Here is a 14,598-nt window from a genome sequence, read left to right on the forward strand (position 1 = left end):
GCGGGCCGGACCAGCCCCCGGCACTCACCCGAACAGCCCCTTGTACGTCTCCCGAAGCAGGTTCTTCTGCACCTTGCCCATGGCGTTGCGCGGCAGTTCCTCCACGAAGGCCACCGCCTTCGGCACCTTGAAGTTGGCGAGCTGCTCCCTGCAGGCGCCGATCACCGCCGCCTCGTCCACCGTTCCGGCGCCCGCCCGGCGCAGCACCACCGCCATCACCGCCTCGCCGAAGTCGGGATGGGGCACGCCGATCACCGCCGACTCCACCACGCCGTCGATGGCGTCGATCACCGTCTCCACCTCCTTGGGGTAGACGTTGAAGCCGCCGGAGATCACCAGATCCTTGGCGCGGCCGATGATGTGGACATAGCCGCGTTCGTCGATGCGCCCGACGTCGCCGGTGATGAACCAGCCGCCGGGGCGGATTTCCTGCGCCGTCTTCTCCGGCATGCGCCAATAGCCGGAAAAGACGTTCGGTCCCTTCACCTCCAGCACGCCGATATCGCCATCGGCGACCGGCTCCCCCGTCTTCTCGTCCACCACCCGCACCGACACCTCGGGCAGGGGGAAGCCGACGGTGCCGGGGATGCGCTCGCCGTCCAGCGGATTGGAGGTGAGCATGCCGGTCTCGGTCATCCCATAGCGCTCCAGGATGGCGTGGCCGGTGCGCTCCTGGAATTCCCGATGGGTGTCGGCCAGCAGCGGGGCTGAGCCGCTGATGAACAGCCGCATGTGGGCCGCCGCCTCGCGGGTCAGGCGCGGGTCGGCCAGCAGGCGGGTGTAGAAGGTCGGCACTCCCATCATCACGGTCGCGCGCGGCAGCAGCCGGAAGACAGCGTCGGCATCGAACTTGGGCAGGAACAGCATGCCGGTGCCGTTCATCAGCACGCAGTTGGTGGCGACGAACAGCCCGTGGGTGTGAAAGATCGGCAGGGCGTGCAGCAGCACGTCGTCCGGCCGGAAGCCCCAGATGCGATGCAAGGTGGCGGCGTTGGAGGACAGGTTGCGGTGGCTCATCATCGCCCCCTTCGACCGCCCGGTGGTGCCGGAGGTGTAGAGGATCGCCGCCAGATCGTCCGCCGCGCAAGGCACCGTCGCGAACTCCGCATCCAGCCCCGCCGCCCGCTCGGCCAGGCTGCCGTCACCGTCGCTGCCCAGCGTCAGCAGGGTCCCGACCCCGGCCGCTTTCGCGGTGTCTGCCAGCGCCGCCGCATTGCCCGGCGTGCAGACGAAGAGCTTCGGCTCCGCATCGCCGAGGAAATAGCCGACCTCCGCCTTCGTATAGGCGGTGTTCAGCGGCAGATAGGCCGCCCCGGCGCGCAGGCAGGCGAGATAGAGGAAGACCGCCTCCGCCGACTTTTCCACCTGCACCGCCACGCGGTCGCCCTTGGCGACGCCCAGCTCCGCCAGCAGCCGGGCATAGCGCCCGCTGATCTCCATCAGGTCGCGGTAGCTGTAGCGGCGGCCGGACTCCAGCTCGATGAAGGGGGCGCCAGCATCGGCGGGAAAGCGCGCGGCGGCGATGTCGAAGAAGTTGTCGGTCATGCTCGGTCGGCCCCCAGCGGATCGGATCGCCCATCATATACCGGAGCGGGGGAGGGCGGGCACTGTGGGACGCCCCACATCGCCCCGCCCCGGACCGGACGGCGCGTTACGCCTCCCCGTCCGCCCCCTCCAGGATCGCGTCGATCTCCGCGCGCAGCCGCATCAGCCGGTCGCGGTTGTCGGGGTCGAGGTAGCGGAGCTGTTCGCGCACCACGGCGACGTCGCGCATGATCCGCTTCACGCTGGCCTGCAGGGACCGCATCGCCTCCTTCGGGCCGGGCTCCGGCGCAGCGGCTTTCGGGGCATCGGCCGCATCGGCACCGCCCTTGGCATGGTCGCGCTTGGCCTGCCGCACCGCCTTGACGCTCGCCCCCTCCTTGGCGCGCTCCCACAGCTCGGCGCGCAGCTCCGCCGGGGCGGCGGCGATCTCGATCATGACGGAGCGCGAGACATGGGCGAAGCCGGCCGCATACTCCTCCCGCATCTCCGCCGGCAGGCTCATGATCGCCAGCAGCTTGGTCACGTCGGTGCGGTCGCGCCCGACCACGGCGGCCAGCTCGTCATGGGTGTAGCCGTGCTTGTCGATCAGCCGGGCCAGCGCCGCGGCATATTCCACCGCGTTCAGGTCGACGCGCTGGACATTGTCGATCAGCCCGATCTCGTCCGGGTCGCCGGAGGTCAGGATGGCGAAGACCGTCTTGCGGCCCAGCATCTCGTGCGCGCGCACCCGGCGCTCGCCGCCGATCAGCAGATATTCGCCCTGGGGCAGCGGGCGGACCAGGATCGGGTTCTGCAGCCCATGCCGCTCGATGGAGGAGGCGAGGCTGCGCAGCTCCGCCTCGTCGAAATGGCGGCGGGGCTGGTCGGGGTTGCGGTGGACGCGGGCAAGGTCCAGCTCCACCACATGCGGGAAGCCGGCCGAGGTACCGAACAGCCGGTCGCTGCCCACCGTCAGCCCGCCCGCCATGGCGCCCCCCACGCCACCCGGCTCGGCGGCGGTACCCAGCAGTTCGCGGGTCTTGCGTTCGAACTTACGCGACATGGACGCCCTCCCGGTTCTGGGCATAGGCGCGGATCTGGCGCGCCACCTCGCGGAAGGTCTCGGCCCCCGGCGCCTTCGGATCGCCCGCCAGCGTGATCATGCCGGCCGCCGCCGCCTTGCCATAGACGGTCGCGCGCGGGATGGGGTCGAAGACCGGCACCTGATCGGCGTAGGACTCCATCAGCTCCTGCAACGTCGCTCGGTCCTGGGTCAGCCGGTCGTTGTACATGGTCGGGATGATGCCGGCGATGCGCAAGCTGGGGTTCACCCGGCGGCGGATGCGGCCGATGGTGTCGACCAGCCGCTTGACGCCCAGCAGGGCCAGCGCCTCCGTCTGCACCGGCACCACCACCAGCTCCGCCGCCGACAGCGCGTTGGCGGTCACCAGCCCCAGATTCGGCGCGCAGTCCATCACCACGAAATCATAGGCGTGGCGCACCTCGTCCAGCTTCTCCCGCAGGATCAGCCCGCCGGTGGAATCCGCCGCCAGCTCCACGTCGGCGTCGGCCAGCGACAGCCCGGCCGGCGCGAGGTCCAGCCCGCGCTCCGCCGTGGGCATGATGACCGAGGTCAGCGGCTCTTCGGAGCGCAGCACGTAATAGAGTGTCTTGCGCTGCTGCTCCAAAGCGACGATGGCGGCGTTGCCGATGCCGACATGGACGGTGGCGTTGCTCTGCGAATCGCAGTCGATCAGCAGCACCCGCGCCCCGCCCTCCGTCAGGGCATAGGCCAGGTTGACGGCGGTGGCGGTCTTGCCGACGCCGCCCTTCTGGTTGGCGACCGCCAGATATGTGGCGACGCGGGGACGCTCGTCCGCCTTGTGGCGGGTCAGGAAATCGACCAGCTGCTGCGGGATGCGCTCCGCCCCGCTTTCCCAGCGGCTGATCCGCGCCTTGGTATAGCTGCGGCCAAGCTGCGCGTTCAGCCATTCGGCGAACTGCGTCTGGTTCTCGCCGCGACGCTCGCGCAACTGGCGCATGTCGTCGCCCCCAATCGACAGCATTCCCGTCATTCCCCCTCGACTCCGGCCCCGATATGGACGACCACACGGGTGGGCGGAGTCTGAGCAAGTTGCCGGAACTTTGTCAATGGAGGGCACGGTGAGTTGCCACAACAATCACCCCGGAACCGGCCCGCCCGCCCGCAACTCGGTGAAGACGCGGCTGATCTCTGGAAAGCGGTCCTTCACCCGCCGGTCGATGCGGGCGATAGCCTTCTCCACCTCGCCGGCGCTCACCTCGTCCCGCAGGTCGAGGCTGAGATTGACGATCACCACCTCCGGGCCGAGATGGGTGGTCAGCACCTCGTTGACGCGCTCGATGGCGGGCTCCTCCCGCAGCAGGGCGCGCACCCCGCGGACCAGATCGGGACGGGCCGACTCGCCGATCAGCAGGCTCTTCGTCTCATAGGCGAGGAAACCGGCGGTGACCGCAAGCACCAGCCCGATCAGCACCGACCCGATGCCGTCGAACACCGGCTGGTCCAGCAGCAGGTCGGCGGACAGGCAGGCGGCGGCGATGATCAGGCCGACCAGGGCGGCGCTGTCCTCGAACAGCACCATGAAGACGGTGGGGTCCTTGCTGGCCTGGACGGTCTCGAAGATGCCGGCCTTGCCGCGGCCGGCGTTGAAGGCGCGCAGCGCCACCAGCCAGCTGATCCCCTCCATCACCACGGCGACGCCGAGCACGACGAAGTTGATCCAGGGCGATTGGACCGGCTCGGGGTGCAGGATCTTCTCCACCCCTTCATAGATCGACACCACCGCCCCGCCGGCGAAGATCACCAGCGCCACGACGAAGGTCCAGAAATACAGCTCGCGCGCGTAGCCGAAGGGGTGGCGGTCGTCGGGCGGCTTCCTGGAGCGCTTCAGCCCGACCAGCATCAGCGCCTCGTTCCCGCTGTCGACCAGGGAATGGACCGCCTCGCTCAGCATGGAGGAGCTGCCGGTCAGCGCCGCCGCCACGAACTTCGTGACGGTGATGGCGAGGTTGGCGGCGATGGCCGCCAGGACCACCTTCGCCGATTCCGCCCCCGATCCACCCACCGAAGTGGTCATCGCTTCCTGCGCCATGGTCCCCCGCCTGTTCAGCCCCGTGGGCAAACAACTCCGCCGCTGCCGCACGGTTCCACCGGGATCGGAGCACCTGAACCTTGGTGACGCCCCGATGGGACACCCTGCCGTCGGGTTTGAACTTTGGTGACGCTCCCATCCAAACCGACTCGGCATGACTCCTGAACTTTGGTGACGCCCCGCCGGAATGTCGGGCGCCACGGTTTGAACTTTGGTGACGCCGGCGGCCCCGGATCGACTCGACCGCGCGTTTGAACTTTGGTGACGCTCCGACCATGGAAGGGGCGATGAAGGGCCACAAAACCCGGAAAGCCCACCTCCACACCTGTCGGCTGGATTCCCGCGAAGGCGGGAATCCAGCCGACTCGGGAGTTTCCATGCGGCGTTCCGTGGATCCCCACCTTCGCGGGGACAACGAGTAAGTCGTTGAATTTAAATAATGAAGTGATGAAGGACCATCATCCGGCCACTCAGCAGACACCAAACAAGGCCCGGCAAGACCACCGCGCCTTACCCGCTGGAATCCTTGAACTTTGGTGACGCCCATCGCGACTCAGGTGGTCCGGATCACCGCGACTCGTCAGCCCAGGCGTCACCAAGGTTCAAGCCGGCAAGGCATCGGACGCCGCGATTCGTCCACAGGCCCCCCGTTTTTCCCCCTGAACTCTGGTGACGCCATCCTTGAACTGTGGTGACGCGACTCGGACTTATCCCCTGAACCTTGGTGACGAATCTAATAGTTGGTTCCAAATAGCTTCCAATTAGCCTGCGTCACTAAGGTTCAAATTGCCTTCGGCGCGATCCGGAGTGTTGTATCTGGCAGGTTCGGTCATCCGGCGGTCACAAGACGGTCATGGAGGCCAGAAACGAATGGCCAGGAACTGATGGCCAAACGCGGGTGACCAGGAAAGGGAGGGCGGCATGGGCAGCATTCATCGGTTGATCGAGACTCACGGCCGTGACGGTGCGCTGGCCCTCGTTTCGGACGAGGAACGGCCGCTGATCGACATCGCCGCCGCGGTCCAGGCGGCCGAAAACGGCAAGCTCGGCATCACCTATGCCGGATTCTGCCAGACGGCGCTGCCCCACCGCCAGCTTCCCGACGATCAGCATTGGGAACGGCCGGGCCACAAGGTCAAGCTGGTGATCCAGCCTGGCGTGATCGAGGATCGCAACGGCGTCACCCGCCGAATCGGCGTGCCCTACGGCAGCCGGGCGCGCATGATCCTGCTCTATCTCCAGACCCGCGCCATCCAGACCGGCAATCCGGAGGTGGAGCTTGGCGGCTCCATGCATGACTGGCTGAAGCGGATGGACATTCCGATCTGCGGCAAGGCCTATCGCGATGTGGAGGATCAGGCCGCGCGCCTGTCCGCCTGCCATCTGACCTTCTTCACCGACGCCGATGGCGGCCGGCGGCAGAGCAAGGAATCGATCGTCGCCGACGCCATCCAGCTGCGCCGGCCCGACGACCGCCAGGGAACCCTGTTCACCGAGACGGTCCGCCTCAGCGACAGCTTCTTCAAGGCCCTGCGCGAACATCCGGTTCCGGTGGCGGAAGAGGCGCTGAAGGCGATCAGCGGCAAGTCGATGGCGCTCGACGTCTATATCTGGCTGGCCTACCGGCTGCATTCGCTGGAAAAGCCGACCCCGATCACCTGGGCGGCGCTGCACGGCCAGTTCGGCGCCGGCTATGCCCTGGTCCGCCAGTTCAAGACCAAGTTCATCCCGAACCTGAAATACGCCATGGCCGCCTACCCCGACGCCCGTGTCGAAGAAGCGGCCGAAGGGCTGATCCTCTACCCGTCCCGCCCGCCGATCAACGAACGGGCGATGGCACGCATCGCGTGAAGAGCCGCTGAACTTTGGTGACGGTGGGCGATTACGGTCTTGAACTCTGGTGACGCTTCAGGCTCTAGGATGCCCGTCACCAGAGTTCAGGACCCGAACAGTCAGGCATCCGCGGATTTCAACCCCACGCTTATCCCTTCGCCCGGTTTGTGATAGGAAAAATAACCTGTCAGAGAATCCGGGAGAACGCGCGTGTCCAGCCGGGTGCCATCGTTACCGCTCCTGTCTCCGTACGATGCTCCCGGCTGTGAGTTGAACAGTGAAACAGGTCTGAAATCCTGTTTCACGCTGTTTCAAACGTTCCATTCCCCCTCCGCTCTGGGCGCGGCGAAGGGGGAACGGCCGCTACGCCCGGCCGCCGGAGACATCCCGCAGATGGCTGCGCGGCAGCGTCCCGTTCAGCCCGTCCACTCCGGTCTGCACCGCACGGGCAAGGGCGGTGCGGGCCAGCACCACCAGCAGGTCGGTCTGGGTGACCATGCCGAGCACCCGGCGGTCCTGGTCGACGATCACCACGTCATGGGTCCGCCCGTCCGACAGGCGGCCCAGCAGGCGGAAGACCGGCGTGTCGGGAAGCTCGGTTGCCGCCGGCACCATGACGCCGGCGACGCGGGCGCCGCTGCGGCCGGTGTCGCCATGCGACAGCTGTTCGTGCCCGACGATGCCGACGACGGCGTTCCGGGCATCCACCACCGGCAGGGTGCGGAATCCATGCTCCAGCAGCCGGGCGCGGGCCACCTGAGGGTGGGTGTCCGGCGTGACCGAAATGACGTCGCGGGACATGATGTCCCGGCAGCTGATGTCGGCATGCAGCCGTTCCAGCGCATGCAGCTCGGCATTGACCAGCAGGGCGCCGAGATCCTCGCGGCTGACGTCCAGCGTCTCGGCCAGCCGGCGCAATGCGACGTCCACGTCGCCCTGGGTCAGGCCGGGGCGCAGCTGCGGCGGCGGATCGCTGGTGCGGTGGGTGTTCACCGCCTTGTGGGGATAGCGGTGGCCGGACAGCCGGTGGAACATCAGCCCGGCGATCAGCAGCAGGATGGAGTTCACCGCGACGGGGAAGAAGGCGAACTTGATCCCCATCTCCGCCACCGCCGGCCCACCCAGCACCGCGGTCAGGGCGGCGGCCCCGCCCGGCGGGTGGAGGCAGCGGGTCAGCGACATGGTGGCGATGGCCAGCGCCACCGCCGCGCCACCGGCCAGCATCGGGTCGGGGATGACGGCGGCGACCAGCACCCCGACCACGGCCGACAACGTGTTGCCGCCGACGATCGACCAGGGCTGGGCCAGCGGGCTGGCCGGCACGGCGAACAGCAGCACCGCCGACGCCCCCATCGGCGCCACCAGGACCGGCGCGCTGGACATGTAGGTCAGCATGTTGCGGCAGAGCAGCCCGGTCGCGGCGATGCCCAGCAGCGCGCCGCAGCAGGCGATCATGCGGTCGCGCAGCGTGGCGCCGGGCAGGATCGGCCGGAACACAAGCTCCCCCATCCCGCCAGACGCTTGCGCAAGGCGGCAAGCTTTCCCCTCGTCATTCGGTCCCCATTCCCCTGATTACGCACTCGGCAGTCTGCCTGTTTCATCGGCAAAGTCGGGGCAGGCTAAAACCTCAACAGAACTTGAGGTCAAGCGGAAATACCGCCAGACTGGCGGGACGGAGGGTTGCGGAAACGGGGAGGGGGCTGGGATGCTGTCGCTGGAGGACTATGACAAGGACCTGACGGTGGGCGAGGTGGCGCGCCGGTCGGGCGTCGCGGTCTCGACCATCCATTTCTACGAGGCGCAGGGGCTGATCCACAGCTGGCGCAATGCCGGCAACCAGCGCCGCTTTACCCGCGACGTTCTGCGGCGGGTGGCGGTGATCAAGGTGGCGCAGCGGCTGGGCATCTCGCTCGCCTCCATCGCCGACGCACTGAACGCCCTGCCGGAGGACCGCACGCCGACCACCGCCGACTGGCAACGGATGTCGGAGCGCTGGCGGCAGGAGTTGGACGAGCGCATCACCAAGCTGACGAAGCTGCGCGACAATCTCGATGGCTGCATCGGCTGCGGCTGCCTGTCGATCCGCGACTGCCCGCTGCGGAACCCGTGGGACGAGCTGGGGGATGGCGGCGCCGGGCCGCGCCTGCTGGATCCGTCGTGAGGATCGCGGCCCGGCGCCATTCCCCTGTGCGGTCAGTCCACCGTCAGGGTCAGGGTACCCATGGTGCCATAGCGGGCGACCGACCGGCTGCCCGGCTGGACGAAGACGGTGCCGGTGCAGGAGCCGGTGGTGACCACCTCGCCGGCATGCAGGCCGCCGAAGCTGCGAGCGCCGACATTGGCCATCCACACCAGCAGCCGCACCGGGTCGCCGGCGCTGTTGCCGCCGACCGTCTCCACCTTGGTCTCGCCGTCGACCTCAAGCGTCACCGCCTCCGTGAGCGGGTCGAGGGCGCGCCAGTCGGCGATGGCCGGGCCGACGATCAGCGCGCCGTGGTTGAACTGGTCCGCCATGTGGCTGAGCCGGTCCTGGCTGCCGAAGCCGGTGAAGCGGGTGTCGACGATCTCCCAGGCCGGATGGACCGAAGCCACGGCGTCCAGGACCTCGTCCCGCGTGTAGGGCTGCTCGCGCGCCGGCAGGTCGCGGCCGAAGCGGTAGGCGATCTCCGCCTCCACCCCGATGACCTGGAACATGTTGGCCGGCAGATGGCCGGTGCCCTCGAAGACGGTGGCGGCGTTGATCGGCGCGCGGAAGGGCTCGGCGTCGGGCGTGGCGGCGCCGACCTTCCAGGCGGTGACGGGACCCAGGCGGCGGGCGACGGCGTCCTGGATCGCATAGGCCTCCGCCTCGTCGGCGGGGCGGCTTTCCAGCCCGGTCAGCCACTTGCGGGTCTCGCGCGCCGCGATCAGGGCCTCGACGGTATCGGTCATGATGACAGGTCTCTGTGGTGGATTGAAGGAGAGGGGGCGCCGCAGGATTGGCGGACGACCAGCCGGCTCGGCAGGATGATCCGCTCGGGCGGGCCCTGCGGGTCGGCGATTCGGCGCAGGAGCAGGCGGGCGGCTTCCTGCCCGATCTGCCTTGCGGATGTGGCGACGGTGGTGAGCGCCGGGCGGCTGAGTGCTGCCTCCGGCACGTCGTCGAAGCCGGTGACGGCCAGATCGCGCCCGGCCCTGAGGCCGCGCGCCTCCAGCCCCAGCATCAGCCCCAGCGCCACCACGTCGTTGTAGCACAGGGCCGCCGTCGGGGCCTGCGGCCGATTGAGCAGATCGTCCGCCACCTCGGCACCCGCCCGCCGGGTCAGCGGGCAGCGCAGGACCAGATCGTCGGCCAGCCCATGCCGCCGCATCGCCGCGGTGAAGCCGGCATGGCGGGCCACATAGGCGGAATGGTCCAGCGTCCCGCCGACGAAGGCGATCCGGCGATGGCCCAGCGCGACCAGATGACCGACGACCGTCTCCACGCCCGCTTGGTAATCGACGCCGGCATAGTCGCGGCCCCGATCGGAGACGAAGCGCAGGGCCTGTACGCAGGGCAGGCGCCAGAGGTCCAGCCGGTCCAGCAGCTCGCCTTGCGTTCCGGCGGCGGGGCAGAGGATCACGCCGTCGACATTGTGTTCCCGCATCCGCTGCAGGAAACGCTCCTGCCGCTCCGGCTGCTCGGCGGTGTTGGCGATGAAGGCGACGAAGCCCTCGGCGTCCAGCACATCGTCCATCCCCGCCGTCAGCTCGGCATAGAAGGGGTTGTTCAGTTCGCAGACCAGCAGCCCGACCGTCTGTGTGCGGGCGGCGCGCAGGGTGGCGGCGCCGCGGTTGTAGATGTAGCCCAGCGCCGCCATGGCCGCCTGGACCCGCTCCCGCGTCTCCGCCGCCACCAGCGGGCTACCGCGCAGCACCAGCGACACCGTCGACCGCGACACCCCGGCATGGCCGGCGACCTCCGTCAGGGTGATGCGGTCGTTTCCCGGTCTGCTGCTATCCGGCGATCTGGCCACGCTGGCGGGGCCTCACACCACGGCGGTCGGCAAGGGCCGGCCGGCGAAGAAGGCTTCCAGATTGTCCAGCACCAGCTGGCCCATCGCCGTGCGTGTCTCCACCGTGGCGCTGGCCTGATGCGGCTGCAGGACCACGTTGTCGAGGCCGTAGAATCCCTCCGGCACGTTGGGTTCGTCGGCGAAGACGTCCAGCCCGGCCCCGCCGATCCGGCCTTCGGTCAGCGCCGCCAGCAGTTCCGGCTCGTCCACCACGCTGCCGCGGGCGACGTTGACCAGCAGGCCATCGGGACCCAGCGCGTCCAGCACGGCGCGTCCGACCATGTTGCGGGCGTCCGGCCCGGCCGAGGCTGCGACCACCAGGATGTCGCACTCGCGCGCCAGATCGACCGGCGAGGCGACGAAGCGGTAGGACACGCCCTCGCGCGGCTTGCGGTTGGTGTAGGCGATGGTCATGCCGAAGGCCTCGGCGCGCTTGGCGATGGCCTCGCCGATGCGGCCCAGCCCCAACACGCCCAGCCGCTTGCCGCTGACCTTGCGGGCGAGCGGCAGCTTGCCCTTCGGCCATTGCCCGGCCCGGACGAAGCGGTCGCCCACCATCATCCGGCGCGAGGCGGCGATCAGCAGCCCGATGGCGAGGTCCGCCACGTCGTCGGTCAGCACGTCGGGCGTGTTGGTGACGCGCACGCCGCGGCCGCGGCAATGCTCCAGGTCGACCGCGTCGGTGCCGACGCCGTTGATGGCGACGATCCCCAGCTTGGGCAGGGCGTCGACCACAGCGTTCTTCACGCCGGTCCCACCGCCGGTGACGACGGCGCGCACCCGGTCGGCCAGCCCGGCGACCAGCCGGTCGCGATCGGGGGCCGCCGACAGGCGGTGGACGGTGTAGGCCGCGTCCAGCGCCTGCTCGATGGCGGGCATCATGGGTTCGACGAGGAGGATTTCGGGCTTCATCACGACTGTCCTTGGTGGAACGAAAGGTCCTCAATGGGCCAGAATCTGGCCGAGGAAGCTCCGCGTCCGCTCCGATTTCGGGGCGGTGAAGAACTCCTCAGGCGTGTTCTGCTCGACGATCTCGCCGCGGTCCATGAAGATCACGCGGTGGGCGACCGACTTGGCGAATCCCATCTCGTGCGTCACGCACAGCATGGTCATGCCGTCTTCCGCCAATCCGATCATGGTGTCCAGCACCTCCTTGACCATTTCGGGGTCGAGCGCGGAGGTCGGCTCGTCGAACAGCATCACCTTCGGGTTCATGCAGAGCGACCGGGCGATGGCGACGCGCTGCTGCTGGCCGCCCGACAGCTGGCCGGGATACTTGTCCGCTTGTTCGGGGATGCGTACCCGCTCCAGATAGCGGATGGCGGTGGCCTTCGCCTCGTCCTTGGTCACGCCTCGCACTTTCAAGGGCGCCAGCATGCAGTTCTCCAGCACGGTCAGGTGCGGGAACAGGTTGAAGCTCTGGAACACCATGCCGACCTCCCGCCGCACGGTGTCGAGCTGGCGGTGGTGCGGCCCAAGCTCGACACCGTTGACGGTGATGCGGCCCTTCTGGTGGCGCTCCAGCTGGTTGATGCAGCGGATCAGGGTCGATTTCCCCGATCCGGACGGGCCGCAGATGACGATCCGCTCGCCCCGGTGGACCTCCAGGTCGATGTCCTTCAGCACCTGGAAGTGATCGTACCATTTCTGGACGCCTTCCATGCGGATGACGACATCCGCGCTCATCGGTCCGGACGCCACTGCCATGGTCTTACCCTCCACCGGGGACATGCGGTTGCTTCAAGCTCAGGACTTGCCGGACGTGACCGCCGCCGGCAGGTCGGTGCCCAGCCACTTCTGATGGACGGCGTTCAGCTCCCCGTTCTTCTTCACCGTGTCGAGGAAGCCGTTGACCCAGGCCTGCAGCTTGTCCTGGCCCTGGCGCATGGCCACACCCTGCACCTGGCTCCTCAGCACGAACTTCATCTCGTAGTTGGCCTGCGGCGCCATCGTCTTGATCTGCTGCGCCACCACGTTGCTGACGCCCAGCGCATCGACCTGACCCGACAGCAGGGCCTGCACGGCGCTGGCGTCGTCGTCGAAGCGCATGATGCGGGCATCCTTCGGCGCCGCCGCGGTCAGCGACTGGTCCTGGGTGCTGGCGCGGGCGACGCCGGCGCTCTTGCCCGACAGATCCTCCGCCTTGGCAATCGGCGACTTCTGCGGGGCGAGCAGCCCGATCTCGATGGCGGCGTAGGGGTCGGAGAAGGCGACCTGCTTGGCGCGTTCCGGCGTGATACCGAGCGAGGCGACCAGCACGTCCACCTTGCCGGTCAGCAGGTAGGGGATGCGGTTCGGCCCGGTGACCGGCACGATGTCCACCGGCACGCCCATGTGCTTGGCCATCAGCTTGGCGACGTCGGCGTCATAGCCGTCCGGCTTGCCGTCGCTGCTGGTGATGCCGAAGGGCGGGAAGTCGACCAGCATGCCGACGGTCAGCTTGCCCTTGCCCTTGATGTCCTCGACGCTCTGGGCCTGCGCGGTGGCGGTGAGGCCAATTGTGGCGGTCAGCAGGGCGCCGGCGACGATCAGGCGGCGGGTGACGGTGAAGGCCATCTTTGTTTCCTCCGGGTGATTTTAGGGGTTTCAACGCGTTGGAGCGGCGTAGCGGGCTTCCAGACGCTGGCTCAACAGCGACAGCGGCCAGCACAGCGCGAAATAGATCGCGGCGACGATGCCGAAGACCAGGAAGGGCTGGAAGGTGGCGTTGTTGACGATCTGGCCGGCGCGGGTCAACTCGACGAAGCCGATGATGGCGGCGAGCGAGGTGCCCTTGATGACCTGGACCAGATAGCCGACGGTGGGCGGCACCGCGACCTTTACCGCCTGCGGCAGAATCACGTAGCGCATCAGGCCGGGATAGCGCAGGCCGAGCGCCGACGCCGCCTCCCACTGGCCCTTGGGCACCGACTGGATGCAACCGCGCCAGATCTCGCCCAGGAAGGCGCTGGTGTTCAGCGTCAGGCCGAGTGCAGCGGCGACCCACGGGCTCATGTCGATGCCCACGACGGTGGCGCCGAAGAAGACCAGGAACAGCTGCATCAGCAGCGGCGTGCCCTGGAAGATCTGGATGTAGCCGGTCGCCAGCCAGCGCAGCGGCTTCACGTCCGACGTGCGGCCGAGCGCCACGAACAGGCCGACGATGCCGCCGCCGATGAAGGCGATGGCCGACAGCAGCAGCGTCCATTGCACGGCGCTCAGCAGGAACAGGAACTCGTTGTATCCGAAGGCGCGGATCATCTTGCGGCCTCCTTCAGCGCCGGTCGACGGAGTAGGCGAAGGCCAGCCGGTAGATGCCGGCGAACAGGGCCGAGAACATCAGCGCCAGCACCAGATAGATGCCGGTCACGACGATGTAGATCTCGAAGCTGCGGAAGGTCTGCGACTGGATGTTGTTGGCGACCGACGTCAGCTCGTCCGCGGAGATGGCGGACACGATGCTGGAACTCAGCATCAGCAGGATGAACTGGCTGGTCAGCGCCGGATAGACCGTGCGCAACGCCGGCTTCAGCACGACGTAGCGGAAGACCTGCAGCGGCCTCAGCCCCAGCGCCAGACCGGCCTCGATCTGGCCCTTGTGGATGGATTCGATGCCGGCGCGGATGATTTCGGTGGCATAGGCGCCGACATTGACGACCATCGCGATAAGCGCCGCCACGTCCGGCGACAGCCTGAGGCCGACGGTCGGCAGCCCGAAGAAGATCAGGAAGATCTGGACCAGGAAGGGCGTGTTGCGGATGACCTCGATATAGGCGTTGATCAGCCAGCGCACCGGCTTCGGACCCGAGGTCTTGCCCAGCGCGCAGAGGATGGCGACCACCAGCCCGATGGCCATGGCGCCGAACGACAGCTTGATCGTCAGCCAGGCCCCGCCCAGCAGCATGTCCCACGACGCGAACACCGCGTCGAATTGAAAATCGTAGGTCACGGGCGTTCCTCCGCACCCGCGTCGCGCCGGCTTGTCCAAGGGCCGGCATCGCGCGGATCGCCTTTGTCCGTCGGGCGTCCATCCGGGATCGTCGCCCGGCGCCATCGACTGGGCCGCGGCGGCTTCGCTGTCGCCGTCCGGTGCC

14 protein-coding genes are annotated in these 14,598 nt (G+C 68.2%); 2 read left to right on the forward strand and 12 right to left on the reverse strand.

Annotated elements, in window-relative coordinates; translation table 11 throughout:
• Nucleotides 1–24: 24 nt before the first annotated feature.
• The 4 genes from AB8P05_RS30625 to AB8P05_RS30640 all read right to left on the reverse strand — a co-directional run bounded on the left by AB8P05_RS30625 (nucleotide 25) and on the right by AB8P05_RS30640 (nucleotide 4,643).
• Nucleotides 25–1,545: a malonate--CoA ligase gene (locus AB8P05_RS30625; RefSeq protein WP_472761744.1), complete on the reverse strand. Its 1,521-nt coding sequence runs from the start codon at nucleotides 1,543–1,545 to the stop codon at nucleotides 25–27.
• Between the two features lie 106 nt (nucleotides 1,546–1,651).
• Nucleotides 1,652–2,587 (reverse strand): ParB/RepB/Spo0J family partition protein, encoded by a 936-nt coding sequence (locus AB8P05_RS30630; protein ID WP_472761745.1) that lies wholly within the window; start codon nucleotides 2,585–2,587, stop codon nucleotides 1,652–1,654.
• Complete coding sequence (locus tag AB8P05_RS30635; RefSeq protein ID WP_472761746.1) at nucleotides 2,577–3,590, reverse strand: AAA family ATPase; 1,014 nt, start codon at nucleotides 3,588–3,590, stop codon at nucleotides 2,577–2,579. Before AB8P05_RS30635 ends, AB8P05_RS30630 begins: the two co-directional genes overlap by 11 nt.
• Nucleotides 3,591–3,704: 114 nt before the next feature.
• Complete coding sequence (locus AB8P05_RS30640; protein ID WP_472761747.1) at nucleotides 3,705–4,643, reverse strand: cation diffusion facilitator family transporter; 939 nt, start codon at nucleotides 4,641–4,643, stop codon at nucleotides 3,705–3,707.
• A gap of 936 nt (nucleotides 4,644–5,579) precedes the next feature.
• Between AB8P05_RS30640 and AB8P05_RS30645 the strand changes: the two genes are divergently transcribed.
• Nucleotides 5,580–6,509, forward strand: a complete 930-nt coding sequence (locus AB8P05_RS30645; RefSeq protein ID WP_455175805.1) for a replication protein RepA — start codon at nucleotides 5,580–5,582, stop codon at nucleotides 6,507–6,509.
• Nucleotides 6,510–6,854: 345 nt separating this feature from the next.
• Here AB8P05_RS30645 and AB8P05_RS30650 read toward each other — a convergent pair whose 3' ends face one another.
• The gene (locus AB8P05_RS30650; protein ID WP_472761748.1) at nucleotides 6,855–8,000 is read right to left on the reverse strand and encodes an HPP family protein; all 1,146 of its coding nucleotides are present in this window, start codon (nucleotides 7,998–8,000) and stop codon (nucleotides 6,855–6,857) included.
• 196 nt (nucleotides 8,001–8,196) lie between these two features.
• Between AB8P05_RS30650 and soxR the strand changes: the two genes are divergently transcribed.
• A complete protein-coding gene (gene soxR, locus AB8P05_RS30655) occupies nucleotides 8,197–8,652 on the forward strand; it encodes a redox-sensitive transcriptional activator SoxR (protein WP_472761749.1) in 456 nt (151 codons plus the stop codon).
• A gap of 32 nt (nucleotides 8,653–8,684) precedes the next feature.
• Here the strand turns inward: soxR and AB8P05_RS30660 are convergent, their stop codons facing one another.
• From AB8P05_RS30660 to AB8P05_RS30690, 7 genes are read right to left on the reverse strand one after another with little or no spacing between them, the layout of a single operon-like run.
• Nucleotides 8,685–9,422: a 2-keto-4-pentenoate hydratase gene (locus tag AB8P05_RS30660; RefSeq protein WP_455175808.1), complete on the reverse strand. Its 738-nt coding sequence runs from the start codon at nucleotides 9,420–9,422 to the stop codon at nucleotides 8,685–8,687.
• Nucleotides 9,419–10,486, reverse strand: coding sequence for a LacI family DNA-binding transcriptional regulator (locus AB8P05_RS30665; RefSeq protein ID WP_472761750.1), 1,068 nt, complete (start codon nucleotides 10,484–10,486; stop codon nucleotides 9,419–9,421). The genes AB8P05_RS30660 and AB8P05_RS30665 overlap by 4 nt, the downstream gene beginning before the upstream one ends.
• Nucleotides 10,487–10,498: 12 nt before the next feature.
• Nucleotides 10,499–11,437 (reverse strand): 2-hydroxyacid dehydrogenase, encoded by a 939-nt coding sequence (locus AB8P05_RS30670; protein WP_472761751.1) that lies wholly within the window; start codon nucleotides 11,435–11,437, stop codon nucleotides 10,499–10,501.
• Nucleotides 11,438–11,467: 30 nt separating this feature from the next.
• On the reverse strand, nucleotides 11,468–12,232 hold the full coding sequence (locus AB8P05_RS30675) for an amino acid ABC transporter ATP-binding protein (RefSeq protein WP_455175811.1): 765 nt from the start codon (nucleotides 12,230–12,232) through the stop codon (nucleotides 11,468–11,470).
• 39 nt (nucleotides 12,233–12,271) lie between these two features.
• Entirely contained in the window at nucleotides 12,272–13,081 is an 810-nt protein-coding gene (locus tag AB8P05_RS30680) for a transporter substrate-binding domain-containing protein (protein ID WP_472761752.1), read from the reverse strand.
• Between the two features lie 30 nt (nucleotides 13,082–13,111).
• Nucleotides 13,112–13,765 (reverse strand): amino acid ABC transporter permease, encoded by a 654-nt coding sequence (locus AB8P05_RS30685; protein WP_455175813.1) that lies wholly within the window; start codon nucleotides 13,763–13,765, stop codon nucleotides 13,112–13,114.
• Nucleotides 13,766–13,778: 13 nt separating this feature from the next.
• Nucleotides 13,779–14,453 carry an amino acid ABC transporter permease gene (locus AB8P05_RS30690; RefSeq protein WP_472761753.1) on the reverse strand — a complete coding sequence of 225 codons (675 nt, stop codon included), beginning with the start codon at nucleotides 14,451–14,453 and terminating at the stop codon, nucleotides 13,779–13,781.
• Nucleotides 14,454–14,598: the final 145 nt, after the last annotated feature.

The organism is Azospirillum sp. VT-I1 (assembly GCF_055698305.1).

Coding starts and splice junctions, on each gene's coding strand:
- AB8P05_RS30640 (WP_472761747.1), bottom strand. CDS start 4,643: ATGACCACTTCGGTGGGTGGATCGGGGGCGGAATCGGCGAAGGTGGTC.
- AB8P05_RS30635 (WP_472761746.1), bottom strand. CDS start 3,590: ATGCTGTCGATTGGGGGCGACGACATGCGCCAGTTGCGCGAGCGTCGC.
- AB8P05_RS30675 (WP_455175811.1), bottom strand. CDS start 12,232: ATGGCAGTGGCGTCCGGACCGATGAGCGCGGATGTCGTCATCCGCATG.
- AB8P05_RS30650 (WP_472761748.1), bottom strand. CDS start 8,000: ATGGGGGAGCTTGTGTTCCGGCCGATCCTGCCCGGCGCCACGCTGCGC.
- AB8P05_RS30625 (WP_472761744.1), bottom strand. CDS start 1,545: ATGACCGACAACTTCTTCGACATCGCCGCCGCGCGCTTTCCCGCCGAT.
- AB8P05_RS30685 (WP_455175813.1), bottom strand. CDS start 13,765: ATGATCCGCGCCTTCGGATACAACGAGTTCCTGTTCCTGCTGAGCGCC.
- soxR (WP_472761749.1), top strand. CDS start 8,197: ATGCTGTCGCTGGAGGACTATGACAAGGACCTGACGGTGGGCGAGGTG.
- AB8P05_RS30660 (WP_455175808.1), bottom strand. CDS start 9,422: ATGACCGATACCGTCGAGGCCCTGATCGCGGCGCGCGAGACCCGCAAG.
- AB8P05_RS30645 (WP_455175805.1), top strand. CDS start 5,580: ATGGGCAGCATTCATCGGTTGATCGAGACTCACGGCCGTGACGGTGCG.
- AB8P05_RS30630 (WP_472761745.1), bottom strand. CDS start 2,587: ATGTCGCGTAAGTTCGAACGCAAGACCCGCGAACTGCTGGGTACCGCC.
- AB8P05_RS30670 (WP_472761751.1), bottom strand. CDS start 11,437: ATGAAGCCCGAAATCCTCCTCGTCGAACCCATGATGCCCGCCATCGAG.
- AB8P05_RS30680 (WP_472761752.1), bottom strand. CDS start 13,081: ATGGCCTTCACCGTCACCCGCCGCCTGATCGTCGCCGGCGCCCTGCTG.